Source organism: Delftia sp. WSY_12, assembly GCF_043104645.1.
In the GTDB taxonomy this organism is placed as follows: Bacteria; Pseudomonadota; Gammaproteobacteria; order Burkholderiales; family Burkholderiaceae_C; genus Comamonas; species Comamonas tsuruhatensis.
In genome coordinates this window covers 107,566-129,863 of the sequence record NZ_JBICKW010000020.1, presented here as the reverse complement: position 1 = coordinate 129,863, position 22,298 = coordinate 107,566, and the positions used below count along the sequence as shown (strand labels likewise).

General features: G+C 68.5%; 18 protein-coding genes. 13 read left to right on the top strand and 5 right to left on the bottom strand.

The features are described 5' to 3' along the window. Positions 1-31 precede the first annotated feature (31 nt). The 4 genes from ACF8LI_RS12145 to ACF8LI_RS12130 all read left to right on the top strand — a co-directional run bounded on the left by ACF8LI_RS12145 (position 32) and on the right by ACF8LI_RS12130 (position 4,674). Positions 32-1,297, top strand: a complete 1,266-nt coding sequence (locus ACF8LI_RS12145; protein WP_017407366.1) for a nitrate regulatory protein — start codon at positions 32-34, stop codon at positions 1,295-1,297. A 317-nt stretch (positions 1,298-1,614) separates the two neighbouring features. Continuing rightward, on the top strand, positions 1,615-2,895 hold the full coding sequence (locus tag ACF8LI_RS12140; RefSeq protein ID WP_016449715.1) for a CmpA/NrtA family ABC transporter substrate-binding protein: 1,281 nt from the start codon (positions 1,615-1,617) through the stop codon (positions 2,893-2,895). Between the two features lie 40 nt (positions 2,896-2,935). Next, positions 2,936-3,871 carry a nitrate ABC transporter permease gene (gene ntrB, locus ACF8LI_RS12135; protein WP_392414325.1) on the top strand — a complete coding sequence of 312 codons (936 nt, stop codon included), beginning with the start codon at positions 2,936-2,938 and terminating at the stop codon, positions 3,869-3,871. Then, positions 3,868-4,674, top strand: coding sequence for an ABC transporter ATP-binding protein (locus ACF8LI_RS12130; RefSeq protein ID WP_017407363.1), 807 nt, complete (start codon positions 3,868-3,870; stop codon positions 4,672-4,674). The genes ntrB and ACF8LI_RS12130 overlap by 4 nt, the downstream gene beginning before the upstream one ends. Positions 4,675-4,734: 60 nt before the next feature. Here ACF8LI_RS12130 and ACF8LI_RS12125 read toward each other — a convergent pair whose 3' ends face one another. From ACF8LI_RS12125 to ACF8LI_RS12115, 3 genes are all read right to left on the bottom strand, one after another. Beyond that, positions 4,735-5,175 (bottom strand): CBS domain-containing protein, encoded by a 441-nt coding sequence (locus ACF8LI_RS12125; protein WP_016449718.1) that lies wholly within the window; start codon positions 5,173-5,175, stop codon positions 4,735-4,737. 122 nt (positions 5,176-5,297) lie between these two features. Beyond that, a complete protein-coding gene (locus tag ACF8LI_RS12120; RefSeq protein WP_016449719.1) occupies positions 5,298-5,948 on the bottom strand; it encodes a DUF937 domain-containing protein in 651 nt (216 codons plus the stop codon). A 122-nt stretch (positions 5,949-6,070) separates the two neighbouring features. Beyond that, positions 6,071-7,759 carry a methyl-accepting chemotaxis protein gene (locus ACF8LI_RS12115; protein WP_392414317.1) on the bottom strand — a complete coding sequence of 563 codons (1,689 nt, stop codon included), beginning with the start codon at positions 7,757-7,759 and terminating at the stop codon, positions 6,071-6,073. Between the two features lie 414 nt (positions 7,760-8,173). Between ACF8LI_RS12115 and ACF8LI_RS12110 the strand changes: the two genes are divergently transcribed. The 5 genes from ACF8LI_RS12110 to ACF8LI_RS12090 all read left to right on the top strand — a co-directional run bounded on the left by ACF8LI_RS12110 (position 8,174) and on the right by ACF8LI_RS12090 (position 17,395). Then, on the top strand, positions 8,174-9,445 hold the full coding sequence (locus ACF8LI_RS12110; protein WP_392414316.1) for an NAD(P)/FAD-dependent oxidoreductase: 1,272 nt from the start codon (positions 8,174-8,176) through the stop codon (positions 9,443-9,445). A gap of 44 nt (positions 9,446-9,489) precedes the next feature. Next, entirely contained in the window at positions 9,490-12,327 is a 2,838-nt protein-coding gene (locus tag ACF8LI_RS12105; protein WP_392414315.1) for a molybdopterin-dependent oxidoreductase, read from the top strand. A gap of 98 nt (positions 12,328-12,425) precedes the next feature. After that, positions 12,426-13,340 carry a DNA-binding protein YbiB gene (ybiB, locus tag ACF8LI_RS12100; protein ID WP_392414314.1) on the top strand — a complete coding sequence of 305 codons (915 nt, stop codon included), beginning with the start codon at positions 12,426-12,428 and terminating at the stop codon, positions 13,338-13,340. 26 nt (positions 13,341-13,366) lie between these two features. Next, positions 13,367-14,179 (top strand): uroporphyrinogen-III C-methyltransferase, encoded by an 813-nt coding sequence (cobA, locus tag ACF8LI_RS12095; RefSeq protein ID WP_016453800.1) that lies wholly within the window; start codon positions 13,367-13,369, stop codon positions 14,177-14,179. A gap of 252 nt (positions 14,180-14,431) precedes the next feature. Next, the gene (locus tag ACF8LI_RS12090; RefSeq protein ID WP_392414313.1) at positions 14,432-17,395 is read left to right on the top strand and encodes an ATP-binding protein; all 2,964 of its coding nucleotides are present in this window, start codon (positions 14,432-14,434) and stop codon (positions 17,393-17,395) included. Here ACF8LI_RS12090 and ACF8LI_RS12085 read toward each other — a convergent pair. After that, a complete protein-coding gene (locus tag ACF8LI_RS12085; RefSeq protein ID WP_017406259.1) occupies positions 17,382-17,885 on the bottom strand; it encodes an acyl-CoA thioesterase in 504 nt (167 codons plus the stop codon). The genes ACF8LI_RS12090 and ACF8LI_RS12085 overlap by 14 nt on opposite strands. Positions 17,886-17,954: 69 nt before the next feature. Between ACF8LI_RS12085 and ACF8LI_RS12080 the strand changes: the two genes are divergently transcribed. The 3 genes from ACF8LI_RS12080 to ACF8LI_RS12070 all read left to right on the top strand — a co-directional run bounded on the left by ACF8LI_RS12080 (position 17,955) and on the right by ACF8LI_RS12070 (position 20,117). Then, positions 17,955-19,175 (top strand): NAD(P)/FAD-dependent oxidoreductase, encoded by a 1,221-nt coding sequence (locus ACF8LI_RS12080; RefSeq protein ID WP_016449727.1) that lies wholly within the window; start codon positions 17,955-17,957, stop codon positions 19,173-19,175. Between the two features lie 165 nt (positions 19,176-19,340). Next, on the top strand, positions 19,341-19,553 hold the full coding sequence (gene rpsU, locus ACF8LI_RS12075; RefSeq protein WP_003052999.1) for a 30S ribosomal protein S21: 213 nt from the start codon (positions 19,341-19,343) through the stop codon (positions 19,551-19,553). Between the two features lie 117 nt (positions 19,554-19,670). Continuing rightward, complete coding sequence (locus tag ACF8LI_RS12070) at positions 19,671-20,117, top strand: GatB/YqeY domain-containing protein (RefSeq protein WP_016449728.1); 447 nt, start codon at positions 19,671-19,673, stop codon at positions 20,115-20,117. Positions 20,118-20,150: 33 nt separating this feature from the next. On the opposite strand, the gene ACF8LI_RS12065 is transcribed toward ACF8LI_RS12070, so the two are convergent. Next, positions 20,151-21,065, bottom strand: a complete 915-nt coding sequence (locus tag ACF8LI_RS12065; RefSeq protein ID WP_017406911.1) for a LysR substrate-binding domain-containing protein — start codon at positions 21,063-21,065, stop codon at positions 20,151-20,153. Between the two features lie 126 nt (positions 21,066-21,191). Here ACF8LI_RS12065 and ACF8LI_RS12060 point away from each other — a divergent pair, with 126 nt between their 5' ends. Then, a complete protein-coding gene (locus tag ACF8LI_RS12060) occupies positions 21,192-22,280 on the top strand; it encodes a tartrate dehydrogenase (RefSeq protein WP_017406912.1) in 1,089 nt (362 codons plus the stop codon). Positions 22,281-22,298 lie beyond the last annotated feature (18 nt).

Here is a 22,298-nt window from a genome sequence, read left to right as displayed (position 1 = left end):
CATCAACGCAGGCAGACAGGACCCGTCCCCCATGAAAACCGCTCTCAACTTTCTTGTGGCCGCGCGCCAGTGCGAAATCGGCGAGCTGGAGCAACTGCAGCGCACCAGCGCACTGGTGGATCTGCTCAGCCGCCTCATCCATGCGCTGCAAAAGGAGCGCGGCCTGTCCAACGTCTTTCTGGCCAGCGCGGGCGCGCATGGCGGCGAGGCACGGCTGGCGCAGATGGCCGAGTGCGACCGGATTGCCGCGGCGGCGCTTGACGGCTTCGACCGGCTGGACATGCAGCCCGGCCAAACAGACTCCACGGGGCACCCCGGCCATGGCGCGCGGCTGTTCAGCCGCATCGCCCATGTGCTGCAGTGCCTGGACGCCCTGCCTGCGCTGCGCGAGCGCGTCGCCAGCCACGACCTGTCGCCGGAGGCGGCCACCGCCATCTACATCGAGCTGGTGGCAGGCCTGCTGGCGGTGGTGTTCGAGGCGGCCGACAGCGCACCCGAGCCCGGCATCTCGCGCCTGCTGGTGGCCTTGTTCAACTTCATGCAGGGCAAGGAATTCGCGGGCCAGGAGCGTGCCACGGGCGTGGCCGCCTTTGGTGCGGGCGTCAGCGATGCGCCGCGCCAGCAGCACTGGCTGCACCTGATCGCCTCGCAGGAGCGCTGCTTTCAGGTCTTTGCGGAGTTCGCGCCGCCCCATTCCCTGGCCCTGTGGCAAGAAAGCAGCGCGGCCGATGCCACGCTGGCCGTGATCGAACGCCTGCGCCGCGTGGGCTGCACGGCCGCGCCGGGCACTCCCCTGGCGCCGGAGATGGCCGAGCCCTGGTTCGACAGCTGCTCGCGGCGCATGGATGCGCTGCACACCGTCGAGGCCCGCCTGACGGCCGAGCTGCAGCAGCAGTGCCAGCGCTGCATTGTCGATGCGCGCGCCGCCCTGCAGACGCTGCTGCAGGCGCCGCAGGCAATGGAGATCACGCCCGTCTCCGCCACGCTGGCGCTGGGCGGGCTGCAGCCCCCGGCCGCGCGTCTGGGCCCGCAGCTGGACCGATCCGTGATGGACCTGGTGCAGGACCAGTCCCAGCGGCTGCAGGCCATGCAGGCCGAGCTGGAGACCGTGCGCGCCACGCTGACGGAACGCAAGCTGCTGGAGCGCGCCAAGGGCCTGTTGATGACACGGCGCCAGCTCAGCGAAGGCGAGGCCCACAAGCTGCTGCGCCAGACCGCCATGAACCAGAACCGCCGCCTGGCCGAAGTGGCGCAGGCCGTCCTTTCCATGGCCGATCTGCTGCCGCCCGCCCCATGAACCCGTGCCGCTGCGCGCCATGTTGCAGCGCAGCACCGACTTGGTGCAGTGCTGCGGCAAGTCGCGCACCAGAAGGTGGCCCGGCGCGGACGGCAAGGCAGGTGGAGTGCATGGTCCCCCTTGAACGCCGCCTGGCACGGTTTCTGCATTGACTCTGGCAAATCCCGGCCAAAGGCGGCCGGGAACCCGGTCTTGATTCAGGGCCCCTGGACAACGGCGTCACTCTCCCCGCGCAGCGCGGCCGGAGAGGACGCCGTTTTGCTTGGGACATGCCGGTTTGCAAGTGTTCCATTCCCGACGATCGAAGGAGTTCCGCCATGGCGTCCACGCCCCAGCCCACCACAGGCCCTCTCACCTCCGGCCCGGCACTGCCCCGGCGCGATTTTCTGCGCCAGGCCGGCACGCTGGCAGGCGGCGCGGCGCTCTACACCCAGCTGGGCCACCACGGCGCCTGGGCGGCCGGCTCGGATGCGCCCGAGAAAAAGGAAGTGCGCATCGGCTTCATTCCGCTGACCGATTGCGCCAGCGTGGTCATGGCCTCGGTGCTGGGGATCGACCAGAAGTACGGCGTCAGGATCATTCCCTCCAAGGAAGCGAGCTGGGCCAGCGTGCGCGACAAGCTGGCCAATGGCGAACTGGACTTTGCCCATGTGCTGTACGGCCTGGTCTACGGCATGCACCTGGGCGTGGGCGGCGCCAGGAAGGACATGGCCGTGCTGATGACGCTCAACCACAACGGCCAGGCCATCACGCTGTCCAAGAAGCTGGCCGACAAGGGCGCCGTCAACGGCGCAGGCCTGGCCAAGCTGATGGCCAGCGAAAAGCGCGAATACACCTTTGCCCAGACCTTTCCCACGGGCACGCATGCCATGTGGCTGTACTACTGGCTGGCGGCCAACGGCATCCACCCGCTCAAGGATGCCAAGGTCATCACCGTGCCGCCGCCGCAGATGGTGGCCAACATGCGCGTGGGCAACATGGACGGCTTTTGCGTGGGCGAGCCCTGGAACCACCGCGCCATCATGGACGGCATCGGCGTCACGGCCACCACCTCCCAGGCCATCTGGCAGGACCATCCCGAGAAGGTGCTGGGCACCACGGCCGAATTTGCCCGCCAGAACCCCAACACGGCACGCGCCGTGACGGCCGCCATCATCGAGGCCGGCCGCTGGATCGACGAGAGCCTGGCCAACAAGACCCGCATGGCCGACACCATTGCCGGCAAGGCCTATGTGAACACCGGCGTGGACGCCATCAACCAGCGCATCCTGGGCCGCTACCAGGACGGCATGGGCAAGACCTGGGACGACCCCCACCACATGAAGTTCTATGGCGACGGCAGCGTGGGCTATCCCTATCTGTCCGACGGCATGTGGTTCCTCACCCAGCACAAGCGCTGGGGCCTGCTCAAGGACCACCCCGACTACCTGGGCGTGGCCCGCTCCATCAACCGCCTGGACATCTACCAGCAGGCCGCCACCGCCGCCAAGGCCCCGCTGCCCAAGGGCGAGATGCGCAGCAGCAAGCTGATGGACGGCACGGTCTGGGACGGCAAGGACCCGCGCAAGTACGCGGACAGCTTCGCCATCAAGGCCTGAGAGATCCCCTTTGAAGACCCATCCCACCGAGGAACACACCATGGTCAGCGCCGTCTTCCACTTCCCGGCAGAGTCCTCCACCGCCGCCGCCCCGCCTGCGCCGGTTTCCCCCACCGCTGCATCCCCGGTCCCGGCCATGCAGGCTGCATCGGCAACGCCCAGGACTCCCGCCCCTGCGCGCGACTGGGCGGCGCTGTCGCGCGCCTTCTGGCTGGCCGTGCTGCCGCCGCTGTGCGGCCTAGGCCTGCTCGTGGGCGTGTGGTCCCTGGTGGCCGCGGGCTCCAGCCAGAGCATTCCGGGGCCCCTGGCGACCTGGCAGCAGGCGGTGGAGATTTTCAGCGACCCGTTCTACCGCAACGGCCCCAATGACCAGGGCGTGGGCTGGAACGTGCTCGCTTCGCTGCAGCGCGTGGCCGTGGGCTTCGGCCTGGCGGCCCTGGTCGGCATTCCGGCCGGCTTCGTGATCGGGCGCTTCAACTTCCTGTCGCGCATGTTCAACCCGCTGATCAGCCTGCTGCGCCCGGTGTCGCCGCTGGCCTGGCTGCCCATAGGCCTGCTGGTCTTCAAGGGCGCCAACCCGGCGGCCATCTGGACCATCTTCATCTGCTCGATCTGGCCCATGCTCATCAACACCGCCGTGGGCGTGCAGCGCGTGCCCCAGGACTACATGAACGTGGCGCGCGTGCTCAACCTCAGCGAGTGGAAGATCGCCACCACCATCCTGTTCCCGGCCGTGCTGCCCTACATGCTGACCGGCGTGCGCCTGGCCGTGGGCACGGCCTGGCTGGTCATCGTCGCGGCCGAGATGCTCACCGGCGGCGTGGGCATCGGCTTCTGGGTCTGGGACGAGTGGAACAACCTCAACGTCAAGAACATCATCATCGCGATCTTCGTGATCGGCATCGTGGGCCTGCTGCTGGAGATGGCCCTGGTCAAGCTGGCAACGGCATTTACGTTCGAAGAGGTGAAGGCATGAATGCATCGTCCAAGTTCATCGAGATCCAGGGCGTGGAGCAGAGCTTCAAGACCGCCAAGGGCCTGTTTCCGGCACTGCGCAATATCGACCTGACCATTGCGCGGGGCGAATTCGTCTCGCTGATCGGCCACTCGGGCTGCGGCAAGTCCACCCTGCTGAACCTGATCGCGGGCCTGACCACGCCCACCACGGGCGTGCTGCTGTGCGCCAACAAGGAGATCAAGGGCCCCGGACCCGAGCGCGCCGTGGTCTTTCAGAACCACTCGCTGCTGCCCTGGCTGACCTGCGAGGGCAACATCCACCTGGCCGTGGAGCGCGTCTATGGCCGCACGGAAAGCCGCGCCCAGCTCAAGGCCCGCACCCTGGCCGCGCTGGAACTGGTGGGCCTGGCCCATGCCGCGCACAAGCGGCCCGGCGAGATATCGGGCGGCATGAAGCAGCGCGTGGGCATTGCGCGCGCGCTGTCGATGGAGCCGCAGGTGCTGCTGATGGACGAGCCCTTCGGCGCGCTCGATGCGCTCACGCGCGCCAAGCTGCAGGACGAGCTGCTGGAGATCGTGGCGCGCACGCAAAGCACCGTGGTCATGGTCACGCACGATGTGGACGAGGCCGTGCTGCTGTCCGACAAGATCGTGATGATGACCAACGGCCCGGCCGCCACCATCGGCGAGGTGCTGCAGGTCGGCCTGGCCCGCCCGCGCAACCGCGTGGCGCTGGCCGAGGACGACCTCTACCGCCAGTGCCGCAAGGCCGTGATCGATTTCCTCTACACACGCCAGGGGCATGTGGAAAAGGCGGCCTGAACCTTCGCAGGTCCTGCCGCCTTCGAGACCCTGCCCATGGCGGGCAGGCCGAGCCCCGGCTCAGTGCCGGCCCGAGATGTAGTGCTCCAGCTGCTCGATGATGAACTTCTGCTCGGAGATGATGTCCTTGACCAGGTCTCCGATGGAGATCAGGCCCAGCAGCTTGCCGCCTTCGTCCACCACGGGCAGGTGGCGCAGCCGGTTCTCGGTCATCACCGCCATGCACTCCTGCGTGGTCTGGGTGGGGCCGACGAACAGCACGTCGCGCGTCATCACGTCGCGCACCAGGGTGGCGCCGGAGGTGCGCCCCAGCAGCGCGATCTTGCGCGCGTAGTCGCGCTCGGTGACGATGCCGGCGATCTCGCTGCCCTCCATCACGAGCAGGGCGCCAATGCCCTTGTCGGCCATGAGCCGCAGCGCGTCGAGCACGGAATCGGTAGGCGCGATGCTGTACACCGCGCTGGTGGCCTTGGACTTGAGAATGTCTGCAACTGCTGTCATGGGTGCCTTTCAGTCGTTCGCCAATTCGGTTCTAGTGTCATCCGAACTGCGCCCAAAAAGCAACAGGGCCAGCGCGTGTATGCACACGCACCGGCCCTGCCCGATTCAGTGAATGCGGCCCTTCAGCGGCGGCCGCCCAGCAGGCTGCCACCAATCTTCATCAGATCGCTGAGACCTACCTGGCCGTCGCCATCCTGATCGAGCAGGCTGCCCAGCAAACCACCACCCAGGCCGCCCTGCTGCTGCGCCTGCGCATGCTCGCGGCCCAGCACCTGGCCCAGGCCGCCGGCATCCATGCCGCCTGCGCTCACGCGCTGTGCAAGAAAGGACATGACGATGGGGGCCAGCAGCTGCAGCAGCTGGGCCGCGCCGCCGCTTCCCAGGCCCGTGGCCTGGCCCAGTCCGTCCTGCGCGCGCTGCTGGTTGCCGCCCAGGATATGGCCCAGGATGGCTGCGCCGTCGAGCCCGCCGCCCGCATTGCCGCCTGCGCCTGCGCCGCCGCCCAGCAGCGAGCCCAGCAGGCCTCCCAGATCCAGCCCGCCGGCGCCACCGCTGGCCGCGCCGTGGTCGCGCTGCAGCGCGCCGAAGAGATTGGCCGCGCCCTGCGGATCGGCCGCATTGCGGCCCAGCGAGCCCAGCAGCACGGGAAGGGCCGCGCCCACGGCACTTTCGGTCTGAGCGGGGCTGGCGCCGATCTGGTCTGCCATCTGCTGCATGGGCGCGCCCTGCAGTTGGGCCATCAGTTCGGCGGCCAGGGAAGAGCTGGAGTTCATGGTCGTTCCTTCATCCGGTCGCCCGGTCAACACAAAGTCACATGGTAGCGCCGGCAGGTGCAGCGGGCATGACGGCGCAGCGCCCCAAGTGTCAACGATGTTTTCCAGCGCCCGGATCGCGCTCAGCCCGTGGTCAGCGCCGGCTGCGGCTGGGTGCGCGGCGGCCGCAGCGGCGGCAACGGCGCCTGCGCCTTCATGGACCGGCGCAGCGCCACTGCGTCGGCCACGGCCGCCGGTGCCCGGGTCGTGGCGTCCAGCCGGAAGACCTGCACGGTCTCCGACACGGTCTGCGCCTGGGCCTGCAAGGCCATGGCCGATGCCGCGTTCTGCTCTACCAGCGCCGCGTTCTGCTGCGTGATGTTGTCCAGATGCGCCACGGCCGCGTTGACCTGCGAGATGCCGCTGAGCTGCTCGTTGGAGGCGCTGTGGATTTCGCCGATCAGCAGGTTCACGCGCCGCACCAGGTCCAGCGATTCGGTCATGGTTTTCTGCGCGACCTCGGTGCGCTGATTGCCATCCAGCACCTTGGCGGCGGAGTCGTCTATGAGTTCGCGGATCTCCTTGGCCGCTGCCTGCGTGCGCTGCGAGAGACTGCGCACTTCGGCCGCCACCACCGCAAAGCCCCGGCCCTGGTCGCCCGCGCGCGCGGCCTCCACGGCGGCGTTCAGCGCCAGGATGTTGGTCTGGAAGGCGATGGAGTCGATGAGCTGCGTGATCTCGCCGATACGCCCCGACGCGGCCTGGATCTGCTTCATGGTGGCCGCCACGCCGTCGACGGCGCCGCTGCTGCGCTCGGCCACCTCGCTGGCCTGGGTGGCCAGGTCCGTGGCCTGGCGCGCCGACTCGGCCGTGTGCTTGACCGTGCCCGTGATCTCCTCCATCGAGGCCGCCGTCTGCTGCAGGTTGCCGGCCTGGGTTTCCGTGCGCGCGGACAGGTCCTGGTTGCCCTGCGCGATTTCCCGCGTGGAGATCTGCATCTTGTCGCTTTCCTCGCGCGCATCGCGCACGATGGACAGCAGGTTCACATTGAGCTGGCTCAGCGCCTTCTGCAGATCGCCCACCACGTCCTTGCGCGTGATGCGTATGGTCTGCGTCAGGTCGCCGGCCGCCAGGCGGTTGGCCTGCAGCACCATCTGCGCCAGCGGCGCCACGGTCAGCCGGTACGCCCAGGCCACGGCCAGCCCCGTGAAGATGCAGACCGCCAGCCAGGCCAGCGCGGACCATGCATCCAGCGTGTGTCCTCCCGCCATCGCCGCGCCAAAGGCTGCCGCCACCACCAGGAAGAAGATCAGCACCAGCTTGCCTGCCAGGCCCAGGCTCAGCGCGCTGGCAAGGCGTCCGCGCAGGTTGTTGCGCACCAGATGGCCGGCGCGCAGCACGTGGACCTTGCGCCCTGCGTCCTTTTCGGAGCGCATGGTGGCGTAGAGGCGCTCGGCCGCATCCGTCTGCTCGCGCGTGGCCTCGGTGCGCACCGACATGTAGCCCGAGGGCCGGTCGCCTTCCATCAGCGGCGTGACATTGGCCATGACCCAGTAGAAGTCGCCGTTCTTGCGCCGGTTCTTCACGGGCGCCGACCAGGGCAGGCCGGCCGAGATGGTGGCCCACATGTCGCGGAAGGCTTCCTCGGGCATGTCGGGGTGGCGGATCATGTTGTGGGGCTGGCCCAGCAGTTCTTCGCGCTCGTAGCCGCTGACCTCGATGAACATCGGGTTGCAGTAGAGGATGCGCCCCTTCAGGTCCGTGGTGGACACCAGGGTCTGGCCCTTGGGAAATGCGTATTCACGCGTGCTGACTGGCAGATTCACTCTCATAGGCGTGGTCCCTTGAAGAAGAAAAATCCTTCACGTCATTGCGGCCCTGGCTTACTGCAGGACCCGGTGGCTTGTTGTACCCCGATTCGTCGCATTTGAAACAAATCGCCACAAAACCTCCATTCGATTCAGACATCTGATTGCGCGCTCTCGATAGCGGGCGCACCGCCTTGAGGCATGCGACGCACCACCATGGCTCGGCCGCCGGGCGGCAGCCCCGAGGACAGCGCCCGCGCAGGGCTGCGCGCCCTGGCATGCCGCTTGCTTCATCCCGTGCGTGGCCATTGCAGGCCATGGGGGCAAGGCGCAACGAGGTGCCGCTGCCCCAGGGACAAAGGCGTCAACCCGCGCGCAGGCAGCAGCCGCGCAGTGGGGATGACGCCTTTTTGCTTTTCGAACCGATGCGGGGGCGCAATGAAGAAATCCAGGCTGGTGATGGTGGGCAACGGCATGGCCGGCGTGCGCACGCTGGAGGAGCTGCTCAGGATCGCGCCCGACCTCTACGAGATCACGGTATTCGGGGCCGAGCCCCACCCCAACTACAACCGCATCATGCTGTCGCCCGTGCTGGCGGGCGAGCAGCAGCTGGACGAGATCATCCTCAACGACTGGTCCTGGTATGCGCGGCACGGCATCACCCTGCATGCGGGCTGCCGCGTGCACGCAGTCGACCGCGCGCGCCGCGTGGTGCACGCCGTGGACGCGGCCGGACAGCCGGTGAGCGCCGAGTACGACCGGCTGATCCTGGCCACGGGCTCGCGCCCCTTCATGCTGCCCGTGCCCGGGCGCGAGCTGGAAGGCGTGCTGGGCTACCGCGACATTGCCGACACCCAAGCCATGATCGCGGCGGCCGCCAGCCACCGCCATGCCGTGGTCATCGGCGGCGGCCTGCTGGGTCTGGAGGCCGCCAACGGACTCATGAAGCGCGGCATGGACGTCACCGTGGTGCATGCAGGCGAACGCCTGCTGGACCGCCAGCTGGACGAGACCGCCGCCGCCTTGCTGCAGGCCTCGCTGGCCGAGCGCGGCATGCGCTTTCTGATGCAGGCCCAGACCCGGGCGCTGACGGGCGACGGCCAGGGCCGCGTGGCCTGCGTGCACCTGCAGGACGGGCGCGAGGCACCGGCCTCGCTGGTGGTCATGGCCGTGGGCATCCGGCCCGAAACCACGCTGGCCGAGCAGATGCACCTGCACGTGCAGCGCGGCATCGTGGTCAGCGACACGCTGCAGACCGTGACCGACCCGCGCATCTACGCCGTGGGCGAGTGCGCGGCGCACCGGGGCGTGGCCTACGGGCTGGTGGCGCCGCTGTTCGAGCAGGGCAAGGTGCTGGCCAACCACCTGGCGGAGATGGGCATCGGCCGCTATCCGGGCTCGCAGACCTCGGCCAAGCTCAAGGTCACGGGCATCCATCTGTTCAGCGCGGGCGACTTTCGCGGCGACGAGGGCACGGAGGAAATCGTGCTGAGCGACCCCGGCGCGGGCGTATACCGCAAGCTTGTGCTGCGCGGTGACAGGCTGGTCGGCGCCTGCCTGTATGGCGACACCCAGGACGGTGGCTGGTACTTCCGCCTGCTCCGCGATGGCGTGGCAGTGCAGGAACTGCGCGACCGCCTCATGTTCGGCGAAAGTCAAGCAGGCCAGGCCAGCAAGGCCAATCAGACCGACCCGGCCAGCGGCGCGTGACGGCGCCCGTGCCCTGCCCCTCCCTCATCCACCCCAGGCCCACCATGCAAGAAACCCGATCCACCTGCCCCTATTGCGGCGTAGGCTGCGGCGTCCTCATCGAAAGCGATGGTGCGCGCATCACGGGCGTGCGCGGCGATCCGGCGCACCCCGCCAACCACGGCCGCCTGTGCACCAAGGGCAGCACCCTGCACCTGACGGCCTCGCCCGCCCTGGCACAGCAGACGCGGCTGCTGCAGCCCGCGCTGCGTGCCACGCGCGGCGCGGCGCCCCAGGATGTGGGCTGGGATGCCGCACTGGACCTGGCCGCCGGCAGGCTGGCCTCCATCGTGCAGGAGCACGGCCCCGACGCCGTGGGCCTGTATGTGAGCGGCCAGTTGCTGACCGAGGACTACTACGTCTTCAACAAGCTGGCCAAGGGCCTGATCGGCACCAACAACATCGACACCAATTCGCGCCTGTGCATGAGCAGCGCCGTGGCCGGCTACAAGCTCACGCTGGGCGCCGACGCGCCACCGGCCTGCTACGAGGATGTGGACCATGCGGACTGCCTTTTCATCGCGGGCAGCAACGCGGCCTGGGCGCATCCCGTGCTCACGCGGCGCATCGAGCAGGCGCGTGCCGCGCGGCCGCAGATGAAGATCATCGTGGCCGACCCGCGCCGCACCGACACGGCCGGCATGGCCGACCTCTTCCTGCCGCTGCGCCCCGGCAGCGACACCCTGCTGTTCCACGGCATGCTGCACATCATGGAACTGGAAGGCTGGCTGGACCAGGCCTACATCGCACGCCACACCAGCGGCTTTGCCGACCTTCAGGCCCTGGTGCGGGAGGCCACGCCCGAGCGCGTGGGCGAGCTCTGCGGCCTGCCCCGCCACGACCTTTTCCAGGCCGCGCAGTGGTTCGCGCTGGGAGGAGATGCGCGGGACGGCGCCGCCCGTGGCGCAACGCTCAGCCTGTACTGCCAGGGCCTGAACCAGAGCAGCAACGGCACGGCCAAGAACGCCGCGCTGATCGGCCTGCACCTGGCCACGGGCCAGATCGGGCGCGCAGGCGCGGGACCGTTCTCGCTCACGGGCCAGCCCAATGCCATGGGTGGGCGCGAGGTGGGCGGGCTGGCCAATCTGCTGTCGGCCCACCGCGACCTGGCCAACCCGGCCCACCGCGCCGAAGTGGCCGCACTGTGGGGCGTGGACGCCGTGCCATCACGGCCCGGCAAGACCGCCGTGGAGATGTTCGAGGCCGCCGCCGAGGGCGAGATCCGCGCACTGTGGATAGCCTGCACCAACCCCGCGCAAAGCATGCCCGACCAGGCCCTGGTGCGGCGCGCACTGCAGCGGGCCGAATTCGTCATCGTGCAGGAGGCCTTTGCCACCACCGCCACCTGCGCCTACGCCGACCTGCTGCTGCCCGCCACCACCTGGGGCGAGAAGATCGGCACGGTGACCAACAGCGAAAGGCGCATCTCGTGCGTGCGCCCCGCCGTGGCCGCGCCGGGCGCCGCGCGCCATGACTGGCACATCGCCGTGGACTGCGCGCGGCGCATGGAAACGCGGCTGCGCCCGGGCCGGCCCAGCCTCTTCCCCTACGACACCGAGGACGCCGCCGCAGGCGCCGAAGCCATCTGGAACGAGCACCGCGAAAGCACGCGCGGGCGTGACCTGGACATCACCGGCCTGTCCTGGGATCTGCTGGACGCGCAAGGCCCCCAGCAATGGCCGCTGCCCGAAGGCGCAGCCCTGGGCCGCGCACGGCTCTACGAAGACGGCCGCTTTCCCACGCCCGATGGACGCGCCCGCTTTGCCCTGCTGCCCTGGCAGCCGCTGGCCGAGTCGCCCGATGCGAGCTACCCCTTCAGCCTGACCACGGGCCGGCTGCGCGACCAGTGGCACGGCATGAGCCGCACGGGCCAGCTGGGACGACTGTTCGGCCAGGCTGCCGAGCCCAGTGTGCAGATGCATCCGCAGGACATGGCCGAGCGCGGCCTGCGCGCGGGCGACCTGGTGCAGATGAGCAGCCGCCGCGGTGCCCTGCTGGTGCCGGTGCAGCCCGATGCCACGCTCGCGCCCTCCCAGCTCTTCATGGCCATGCACTGGGGCGGCGAGTACCTGGGCGGCACGGCCACGGGGGGCCTCAACGCACTGACCACGCCGGCCTTTTGCCCCGCATCCAAGCAGCCTGAACTCAAGCACACGGCCGTCAAGCTGCAAAAGGCCGCTCTGCCCTGGACCCTGCTGGCCATGGCCTGGCTGCCCGAGGACCGCGTGCTGGCCGTGCGCGAGCAGTTGTCCGCCCTCATGCCGCACTTCGGCTTTGCCAGCTGCGTGCCTTTCGGCAATGCCGTGCCGCTGCAGGACGCTGCCCGCGCCCGCCACGGAGTGCTGCTGCGCGCCGCCGCGCATGAGGCGCCCGACGACGCCCTCATCGCGCAGATCGAGTCCCTGCTGGGCCTGGATGCCGCCGACACCCTGCGCTACAGCGACCGCCGCCGCCAGCACAGCCGTGCGCTGCGGCTGGACCGCACCAGCCTGTCCACCACGGTCGAAGCCTTGCTGCTGGCCGGAGACACACGCGCCGGCAGCTGGCTGGGCACCCTGCTGAAGGACCAGTTGCCGGCCCAGGACTATGGGCGCCTGCTGCTCATGTCCTCGGCCTCGGCACCGCTGCCCCTGGCGCAGCGCACGCGCCAGGTCTGCGCGTGCTTCGACGTGGACGAGGCCGCCATCGAAGGCGTGCTTGCGCGCTGCGAGGGCAGCGACGATGCCCGCCTGGCCGCTTTGCAAGGCCAATTGCGCTGCGGCACCAACTGCGGCTCCTGCCTGCCTGAACTCAAGCGCCTGGTGCGCCACATCCCCGTTGCGCCCAGCCCGCAGGCGGCATGAAAGAGGCCATGGAACGACAGGTTTGCATATATAGCGAAAAGTAATGAAACCTGCGGGAAAATATGCGCCCACAGGATTCCACCCACGATCACCACGCCATGGGCATCAGCCAATACATCAAGGAAATAGGCCGCGGCGCACGCGGAGCCAAGGCGCTGGAGCGCGCGCAGGCCGCCGACCTGTTCGGCCAGGTGCTGGACGGGGGCGTCACCGATCTGGAGATCGGCGCCTTCTGCATCGCCATGCGCATCAAGGGCGAGACGGTAGAGGAGATGAGCGGCTTCCTGGATGCCGTGCATGCGCGCGCCGCGCGCTTTCCCGCATCGGCCCATGGCCGCCCCGTGATCGTGCTGCCCAGCTACAACGGCGCGCGCCGTCTGCCCGTGCTCACGCCCCTGCTGGCCCTGCTGCTGGCGCGCGAAGGCCTGCCCGTGCTGCTGCACGGCATGCGCACCGAGGCGCGGCGCATCCTGGCCAGCGATGTGCTGCAGGCGCTGGGCATTGCGCCGCTGCAGGCACCCCAGGCACTCGATGGCGGCCAGGTGGCCCATCTGCATACCGAACACCTGCATCCGGCGCTGGCCCGGCTGCTGTCCGTGCGCGAGGTCATCGGCCTGCGCAATCCGGGCCACAGCGTGGTCAAGCTGCTGGCGCCCTGCGACGGCCCGTCCTTGCTGGTGACGGCCTACACCCATCCCGAGTACCTGCCCATGCTGCACGGCACCTTCGGGACGCTGGGCATGAATGTGCTGCTCTCGCGCGGGCTGGAAGGCGAGGTCGCGGCCGACCCGCGCCGGCTGCCGCGCTACGACGGATTCGTCGCAGGCGCCCACCAGCTGCTGGCCGAGCAGCAAAGCGGCACGGCCTCCGAAATCCCGGGCCTGCCCGCCGAGATCGACGTGGACACCACGGCGCGCTACACCGAGGCCGTGCTTGCGGGCCGCCTGCCCGTGCCGCCGGCGCTCACGCGCCAGGTGGAACACATCGTCCACCTTGCCGATCAGATTCGCTGAACACCCCAGAAAAACGGAGCCCCGCCATGACGACCCCGTCCCACACCCCCGCAAACACCGCCCGGCGCGGCAGCTGCACCCTGGTCGGCGCCGGCCCCGGCGACCCGGAGCTGCTGACCATCAAGGCCCTCAAGGCCATACAGGCGGCCACCGTGCTGCTGGTCGATGACCTGGTCAGCGATGCCATCGTGGCCCATGCCTCGCCCACGGCGCGCATCGTCTACGTGGGCAAGCGCGGCGGCTGCAAGAGCACGCCCCAGGCCTTCATCGAAAAGCTCATGCTGTCCGCCGTGCAGGATGGCGAGACGGTGGTGCGCCTCAAGGGCGGCGACCCCTTCATCTTCGGGCGCGGCGGCGAAGAGGTGGAGCATCTGCGCGAGGCCGGCATCGAGGTCCAGGTCGTCAACGGCATCACGGCCGGCCTGGCCGGGCTCACCAGCCTGGGCGCGCCGCTCACGCACCGCGACCGGGCGCACGGCGTGGTCTTCATCACCGGCCACGCCAAGCCCGGTGACAGCGGCACGGACTGGCGCCAGCTGGCCGCCACCGCGCGCGATGCCCGGCTCACCCTGGTGATCTACATGGGCGTGAGCAGCGTGGAACACATCCGCGCCGAGCTGCTGCACGGCCTGCCCGCCGCCACGCCCGTGGCCGTGATCCAGCACGCCAGCCTGCCGCAGCAGCGCCATGCACTGGCCACGCTGGACACGCTCGTGCAATGCATTGCCGACACCGGCCTGGGCAGCCCCAGCGTCATCGTCGTTGGAGATGTGGTCCATGGCATTCGGGCAATGGCCGAACCCCAGGAGCAGCCCAACCCTGCGGTTGCTGCCGCCTGAGTGCCGAGCTGCAACAAAGAAAAAATCTATCGATAGATAAAATCATTAGTTTTCATTAAAAATCTCCTGTTGGTTGCCGAAAACAGCGTCTAGACCGTTTTCGCAGGCCGTCAGCTGCGCCGGACGGCGGCAGCGCCACCGGGGGATTCAATGAAAACATCAAGCCGTACTCTCACTTCCACAGCGACGCAGGCATGGTGGCCGGCATGCCGACACCTGGCGGCCCAACTGCTGGCCGGCTGCGCACTTGGCATGGCCATGCCCATGCCCGGCCTGGCCAGCGGCGCCGACATGGTGCTGGCCACGCGCGTCACGGCAGGCGCCAAGCCCTGGCTCACGCCTGCGCACCACCAATGGCTGCAGGCGCGCGGGCCGCTGACGCTGGGCATTTCCACGCCGGACCATCCGCCGCTGGGCATGATCGATGGCGATCGCTTCCAGGGCATCACGGCCGACCACCTGGGCCTGCTTTTTCCCACGCCCGTGCGCTTCAAGTCCTATGGATCGCGTGCGGCCGTGCTCGATGCGCTGCGCCGCGGCGAGATCGACCTGGCCTGCGGCGGCACCGAGCTGGAAGCCGAGCGCGCCGACCTGGCCCTGAGCGTGCCCTACCTGCCCAGCCAGCCCGTGCTGGTCTCCCCGTCGAATGCTCCCTTCGACGCCCGGCGCCGGGGTGCGCGGCTGGCCTTGACGCCCGACCAGCTGCTGCGCTCCCAGGTGGCTGCCGCCTACCCCCTCAGCGAGCTGCTGACCTATGAAACACCCCGCCGCGCGCTGGAGGCGCTGAGCCTGGGCGAGATCGACGGCTTCGTCGGCGACACGGTCACGGTGCACTACCTGATCCAGGCCAACTACCTGCTCAACCTGCGCGTGCAGGGCTTTGCGCCCATAGAAAGCCGTGGCTTCGGCATGCTGGTGAGGCATGGCGATGCACAGCTGAAGGCCTACCTGGACCAGGCCCTGCCCAGCATCACCGTGCAGCACGGCGACGACATCCTGCGCAGCTGGAGTGGAAGCCGCCGCCCGCTGCTGGGCGGCGACCGCGTGGCGCTGACGCCCTCGGAAAAGCAGTGGCTGGATGCCCATCCGCGCATTCCCGTGGTGCTCAACGGCTCGCTGGGTCCGCTGGGACAGCTCGATGCCGACCGCCAGGCCCAGGGCATCGGCCCCGACTACCTGGACCTGATCAGCCGCCGCGCCGGCCTGCAGTTCGAGTACATCGCCGCGCGCAACTATTCCGAACTCGAAACCATGCTGGGCTCCGGCAAGGCCCTGCTCACCCCGGCGTACACCTCGCCGCCCACGGCCTCGCCCGATATCAGGCTGCTGCCGCCCTATCTGCGCAGCACGGTCGTGGTGATGGCCCGGCCCGAGGCCAACGTAGGCACCCCGCGCGACAAGCCCATACACCATCTCCAGGGACTGGAGGGCAAGCGCGTGGCCATGGTGGCGGGCTTCTTTCTCGAAAGCACGATGCGCAGGGAGCATCCGAGCATACGGCTGCAGCTGTATGCCGACCTGACCCAGGCCCTGGCCAGCGTGGCGGCCAATGACAGCGATGCCTTCGTGGGCAACGACTACGCGGCGCGCTATGCCAACGCCCAGCAATTGGGCAGCCGGCTGCAGCTCACCGGCATCCTGGACGACTACACCCGCCCCATCAGCCTGGCCGTGCACGCCGCCGAACCTGAACTGCTGGGCATCCTGGAAAAGGCCCAGCTGTCCATCGCACCCGAAGAGGTGGCCGAGATCGTCCACCACTGGGCGCCGCACCATAACGGCAACGGCGCGAGCTTCTGGCGCGAGCACCGCCAGCGCCTGCTGCTGCTGGCCGGGGCGCTGGCCCTGGTCACGGTCATCTCCCTGGTCTGGGGCTTTTACCTGAGCCGCCAGATGCGCAGGACACGCCGGGCCGAGCGGCGCGCCGAGGCCGCCAACCAGGCCAAGAGCCTGTTTCTGTCCACCACCAGCCACGAGATACGCACGCCGCTGAGCGCCGTCATCGGCCTGCTGGAACTGGCGCAGGACCGGGAAAAGCTCGGCCTGCCCCACCGCGATATGCTGGCCTCCGCCCACAAGGCCGCCCAGGGCATGCTGCTGTTGCTGGGCAATGTGCTGGATCTGCACCGCATCGAGTCGGGCCATATCGACTCCACGCTCCAGCCCGTGGCACTGCGCCCGCTGATCGAAGACATGGCCCCGCTGCTGCAAGGCCTGGCCCACGGCAAGCGGCTGTCGCTGCGCACCGAAGTGGGCAGCGGCGTGGACCACAGCGTGACGGCCGACCCGCTTCACCTCAAGCAGGTGCTGTTCAACCTGCTCAGCAATGCCATCAAGTTCACCGAGCGCGGCAGCGTCACCCTGCGCGCGCATGGCGCCAGCCGGCATGACCGCCTGCTGCTGCAGATGGAGGTCGAGGACACGGGCATCGGCATTGCGCCGCAGGACCAGGCCCGGCTGTTCCAGCCCTTCTCGCAGGTGGAAGGCGCCCACCAGGACAGGGCCTTTGGCAGCGGCCTGGGCCTGAGCATCACGCGGCGCCTGCTGGAGCACATGGGGGGAACCATCACGGTGGACAGCGCACCGGGCCGAGGCTCGCGCTTCACGGTCAGGCTGAGCCTGCCACTGGTGGAGCCGGACCACCGCATGCAGGCCGACGTCACGCCCGCGTCAGAGGGAATATTGCCCCTGGTCCTGCCCGCCTCGGTGGCGCTGCAAGGAAAGCCTCAGGCCAGTGCCGAGCCCCTGCCCGCATCACAGCCCGGGTCCGGGTCCGACCTCAGAATCCTGGCCGTGGAAGACTATCTGTTCAACCGCGAGCTGCTCAAGAGCCAGCTGGCCGCGCTGGGCCACGGCATCTGCCTGGCCGGCGATGGACAGGAAGCCTGGGCACGCTGCCTGGTCGAGTCCTTCGATCTCATCATCACCGATGGACGCATGCCGCTCATGGACGGCTTCGAGTTCATCCGGCGCCTGCGCCAGCGCGAGGCCGAAAACCAGCTGCGCCGCTGCCGCGTGATCGCACTGACCGCCAGCCCCGAAGCCTCCGAAGCGCTGCGCTACCTGCAGGCCGGCGCCGACGAGGTGCTGTCCAAGCCGGCTGCCATGGAAGACCTCAGGCGCGTCATCGAACAGGTGCGGAACGAGCTGCAGGGCGGCACGCCCGGCACCTGGCATCCGCCGCCCGCCGCGCCCTCCACGCTCAGCCCGGCCTGACCGTGCTGCTGGCCGTCACGCGGCTTTGCTCGAAGCGCTGGGCCAGCTCGCGGCGCAGGTCCTTGCGGATCAGCGCAGCCTGCCAGCGGCGCCTTTCCTCGTCGTTGGACGGCACCAGCGTCGGCACGGCGGCCGGCTGCTTGTTCTCGTCCACGGCCACCATGGTGAAAAAGCAGCTGTTCACATGGCGCACCACCTGGGTGCGGATGTCCTCGGCCACCACCTTGATGCCGATCTCCATCGACGACTTGCCCGTGTGGTTGACGCTGGCCAGGAACGTCACCAGCTCGCCCACGTGGATGGGCTGCAGGAACATCACCTGGTCCACGCTCAGCGTGACCACATAGCGGCCCGCGTAGCGGCTGGCGCAGGCATAGGCCACCTGGTCGAGCTGCTTGAGAACGGCGCCGCCATGGACGTTGCCCGAAAAGTTCGCCATGTCGGGCGACATGAGCACAGTCATGCTCAGCTGGTGCGATGGGAAATTCATCACGGGATTCTAGGAAAAAGCGCCATTGCGCGAGAATGGGCGCCCTTTTGCCCCCCGAGTGACGTTTTTGTGACCTCTTCCCTCTCTTTCGACGCCATCGTCATCGGCGCCGGCGCGGCCGGTCTGTTCTGCGCGGCCCAGGCCGGACAGCGTGGCCTGTCGGTGCTGCTCCTGGACCACGCGGAGAAGGTGGCAGAGAAGATCCGCATCTCGGGCGGTGGCCGCTGCAACTTCACCAACCGCGACCTGGACGTGCGCGCACCCCACAAGCACTTCGTGGGCGGCAACCCGCAGTTCTGCCGCTCGGCCCTGTCGCGCTACACGCCGGCCGACTTCATTGCGCTCATGGACAGGCACGGCATCGCCCACCATGAAAAGCACAAGGGCCAGCTGTTTGCCGACCGCTCGGCCGAAGACATCATCGCCATGCTGCTGGCCGAATGCCAGGCCGGCGGCGTGCAGCGCTGGCAGCCCTGCAAGGTCGATTCCGTGGCGCACTCGGACGGCCAATACCGCCTACAGACCAGCCGGGGCGCCGTGCAGGCGCCCAGCCTGGTCATCGCCACGGGCGGCCTGTCCATCCCCAAGATCGGCGCCACCGACTTCGGCTACCGCCTGGCCCAGCAATTCGGCCTGCCCCTGGTCGAACGCACGCCGGGCCTGGTGCCGCTGACCTTCGATGGCGACGCCTGGGCCCCCTACGCCCAGCTCGCGGGCCTGGCCCTGCCCGTGGAGATCAGCACCGGCAGCAAGAAAGAGCGCATGGCCTTCATGGAAGACCTGCTGTTCACGCACCGGGGCCTGTCGGGCCCGGCCGTGCTGCAGATATCGAGCTACTGGAAGCCCGGCACGCCCCTGAGCATCAACCTCGCGCCCGAGGTGGACCTGCAGGGCGAGCTGCTCAGGGCCAAGTCGCGCTCGCGCAAGCTCATCGCCAATGAACTGGCGCAGTGGCTGCCCTCGCGACTGGCCGATGCCTGGGTGCAGCAGGATGCTGCCTGGCAGCGCCCCATTGCCGAAGCCTCCGACAAGGCCCTGAACCAGCTGGCCGAGCGCCTGTCACGCTGGGAGATCGTGCCCACGGGCACGGAAGGCTACAAGAAGGCGGAAGTGACGCTGGGCGGCGTGGACACGCGGGCGCTCTCGCAGCAGACCATGGAATGCAAGACCCAGCCGGGCCTGTACTGCATTGGCGAAGTGGTGGATATCACCGGCTGGCTCGGGGGATACAACTTCCAATGGGCCTGGGCCAGTGGGCACGCCTGTGCGCAGGCCTTGCCTTCTGCCTGATTTGTCAGACCGCTTTCGTCTCGCGTATAATCGCCCGCTTTGCTGGCAATCGCCCCGTCGGCCAATACTAGTTAACTTTGGACGGGGACCAACCGCTGAACATGGCTCTCAGGCCCGATCTTCCCGGGAACCCGCTGTCAGCACAGATATCTGGAAATCTAGCTAATGACCACCATCCGCGTAAAAGAAAACGAGCCCTATGAAGTTGCCCTGCGCCGCTTCAAGCGCACTATCGAAAAGCTCGGCCTGCTGACCGACCTGCGCGCTCGCGAGTTCTACGAGAAGCCCACTGCCGAACGCAAGCGCAAGAAGGCTGCCGCCGTCAAGCGTCACTACAAGCGCGTTCGCAGCATGCAGCTGCCCAAGAAGCTGTACTGATCAGCCCTTGACCAGCCGGCTCTCGTCAGCCGCAAAACCCGCGCTCGGGACGCCAGGCGCGGGTTTTTTGTTTTTTTGTTCCGTGTTTTCCGACGCCATCACCTCAGGAGAAAAGCCATGAGCCTCAAGGCCCAGATCACCGAAGACATGAAGACCGCCATGCGCGCCAAGGACAGCGAGCGCCTGGGCACCATCCGCCTGCTGCAGGCAGCGATGAAGCAAAAGGAAGTCGATGAGCGCATCGAGCTGGACGACGCCGCCGTCATCGCCATCGTGGACAAGCTGATCAAGCAGCGCAAGGACAGCATCGCCGCCTTCGAGGGCGCGGGCCGCCAGGACCTGGCCGACAAGGAAAAGGCCGAGATGGCCGTGCTGACCGCCTACCTGCCCGAGCGCATGTCGGCCGAGGAAGTGGCCACCGCCGTCAAGGCCATCGTGGCCGAGTTGGGCGCATCCGGCCCCGGCGACATGGGCAAGGTCATGGGCGCGGTCAAGGCGCAACTGGCAGGCAAGGCCGACATGGGCCAGGTCTCCGCCGCAGTGAAGGCCGCCCTGGCAGGCTGATCCCCGGCCAGTCCGCTGCAGCAGCCGCCCCGCTCAGGGAGCGGCTGCCATCCACTCCTTCTTGAAGTGTTCCTGCAGGAACTCCACGCACACCCGCACCTTGGCCGACAGCTGCAGCCGCGTCGGATACACAGCCCAGACATTGGCCTCCTGCCGCCATTCGGGCAACACCTGCACCAGGCGCCCGGCCTGCAGATGGGCGCCCACATCCCATAGCGAGCGCAGCGCAATGCCGCGACCGTCCACGGCCCACTGCACCACCATCTCGCCGTTGTTGGCCGACAGCGGCCCCGTGACCTTCACCGCCTGCTCGGCCGCGCCCGCGCGCAGCCGCCACACGCCAAAGGCCTGGTCGCGCTCCTTGATGGCCAGGCAGTCATGGGCCGACAGCTCGGCCGGCGTGCGCGGCGTGCCACGGCGCGCCAGGTAGGCAGGCGCGGCGCACAGCACGCGGTGGTTGTCGGCCAGGCGCCGCGCAATCAGGTGGGGCGCGATCTCGTCGCCCACGCGCACATCCAGATCGAAGCCCTCGCCCGCCACATCCACCAGCCGGTCGAACACGTCCAGCCGCACCTGCAGCCCCGGATGGCGCTCCACCAGCCTGGAAAGCGCGGGCGCGATCACATGCCGCCCGAAACCGAAGCTGCTGCTCACGCGCAGCAGGCCGCGCGGCTCGCTGCGCGTGATGGCCACCTCCTGCATCAGCTGGTCCATGTCGTCGAGGATGCGCTGCGCCCAGTGGAAGACGCGCTCGCCCTCCTCGGTCACGGCCACGCGGCGCGTGGTGCGGTGCAGCAGCTTCACGCCCAGCTCTTCCTCCAGCAGGCGGATGCGCTTGCTCACATAGGCGGGCGAAGCCCCCAATTCCTCGGCCGCAGCGGCAAAGCCGGATTTGCGGGCCACCACGGTGAAGACGCGCAGGTCTTCGGGAGACGGCTGTTTATTCACGATCTGTAAATAATGGAACCACAGTTGGCCGATTGTATTTAGCCCTGGCGCAGCCAACAATGCCATGCATGCGGCCAGGCTGTCAGCGGCGCCGCTTCATATCAATCCATTCCAAGGACAGACACCATGCAAGACACATTCAAGATCGCCGTCATCGCCGGTGACGGCATTGGCAAGGAAGTCATGCCCGAAGGCCTGCGCGCCCTGGAAGCTGCCGCCAGCCGCTTTGCGATCAAGCTCGAATTCCACCATTTCGACTGGGCCCACTGCGACTACTACCTGGCCCACGGAAAAATGATGCCCGACGACTGGAAGGCGCAGCTGTCCGGCATGGATGCCATCTTCTTCGGCGCCGTGGGCTGGCCCGCCACCGTGCCCGACCATGTCTCGCTGTGGGGCTCGCTGCTCAAGTTCCGCCGCGAGTTCGACCAGTACATCAACCTGCGCCCCGTTCGCCTGTTCGAGGGCGTGCCCTGCCCGCTGGCCGGCCGCAAGCCCGGCGACATCGACTACTACGTGGTGCGCGAGAACACCGAAGGCGAGTACACCTCGCTGGGCGGCATCATGTACGAGGGCACGGACCGCGAGATCGTGATCCAGGAATCGGTCTACTCGCGCAAGGGCGCCGAGCGCCTGCTCAAGTACGCCTTCGACCTGGCCCAAAGCCGCGAGCGCAAGCACGTCACCCTGGCCACCAAGAGCAACGGCATCGCCATCAGCATGCCCTGGTGGGACCAGCGCGCCGAGGACGTGGCCAAGGCCTACCCGGAAGTCACGCTGGACAAGCAGCACATCGACATCCTGACCGCGCGCTTCGTGCTGCAGCCGGGCCGCTTCGACGTGGTGGCCGCCACCAACCTGTTCGGCGACATCCTCAGCGACCTGGGCCCGGCCACCACGGGCACCATCGGCCTGGCTCCCTCGGCCAACCTCAATCCCGACCGCAGCTTCCCCAGCCTGTTCGAGCCCGTGCACGGCTCGGCGCCCGACATCTACGGCAAGAACATCGCCAACCCCATCGCCATGGTCTGGTCGGCGGCGCTGATGCTGGACTTCCTGACCCACGGCCAGGGCGCAGGCCGCGCAGCCCATGACGCCATCGTCTCGGCCATCGAGGAAGTCATCAGGAGCGGCCCGCGCACGCCCGACCTGGGCGGCACGGCCAGCACCACCGAGGTGGGCCAGGCCATCGCCCGGCGCATCGCTGCCGCCTGAGGCGCCGCGCCGGGGTTC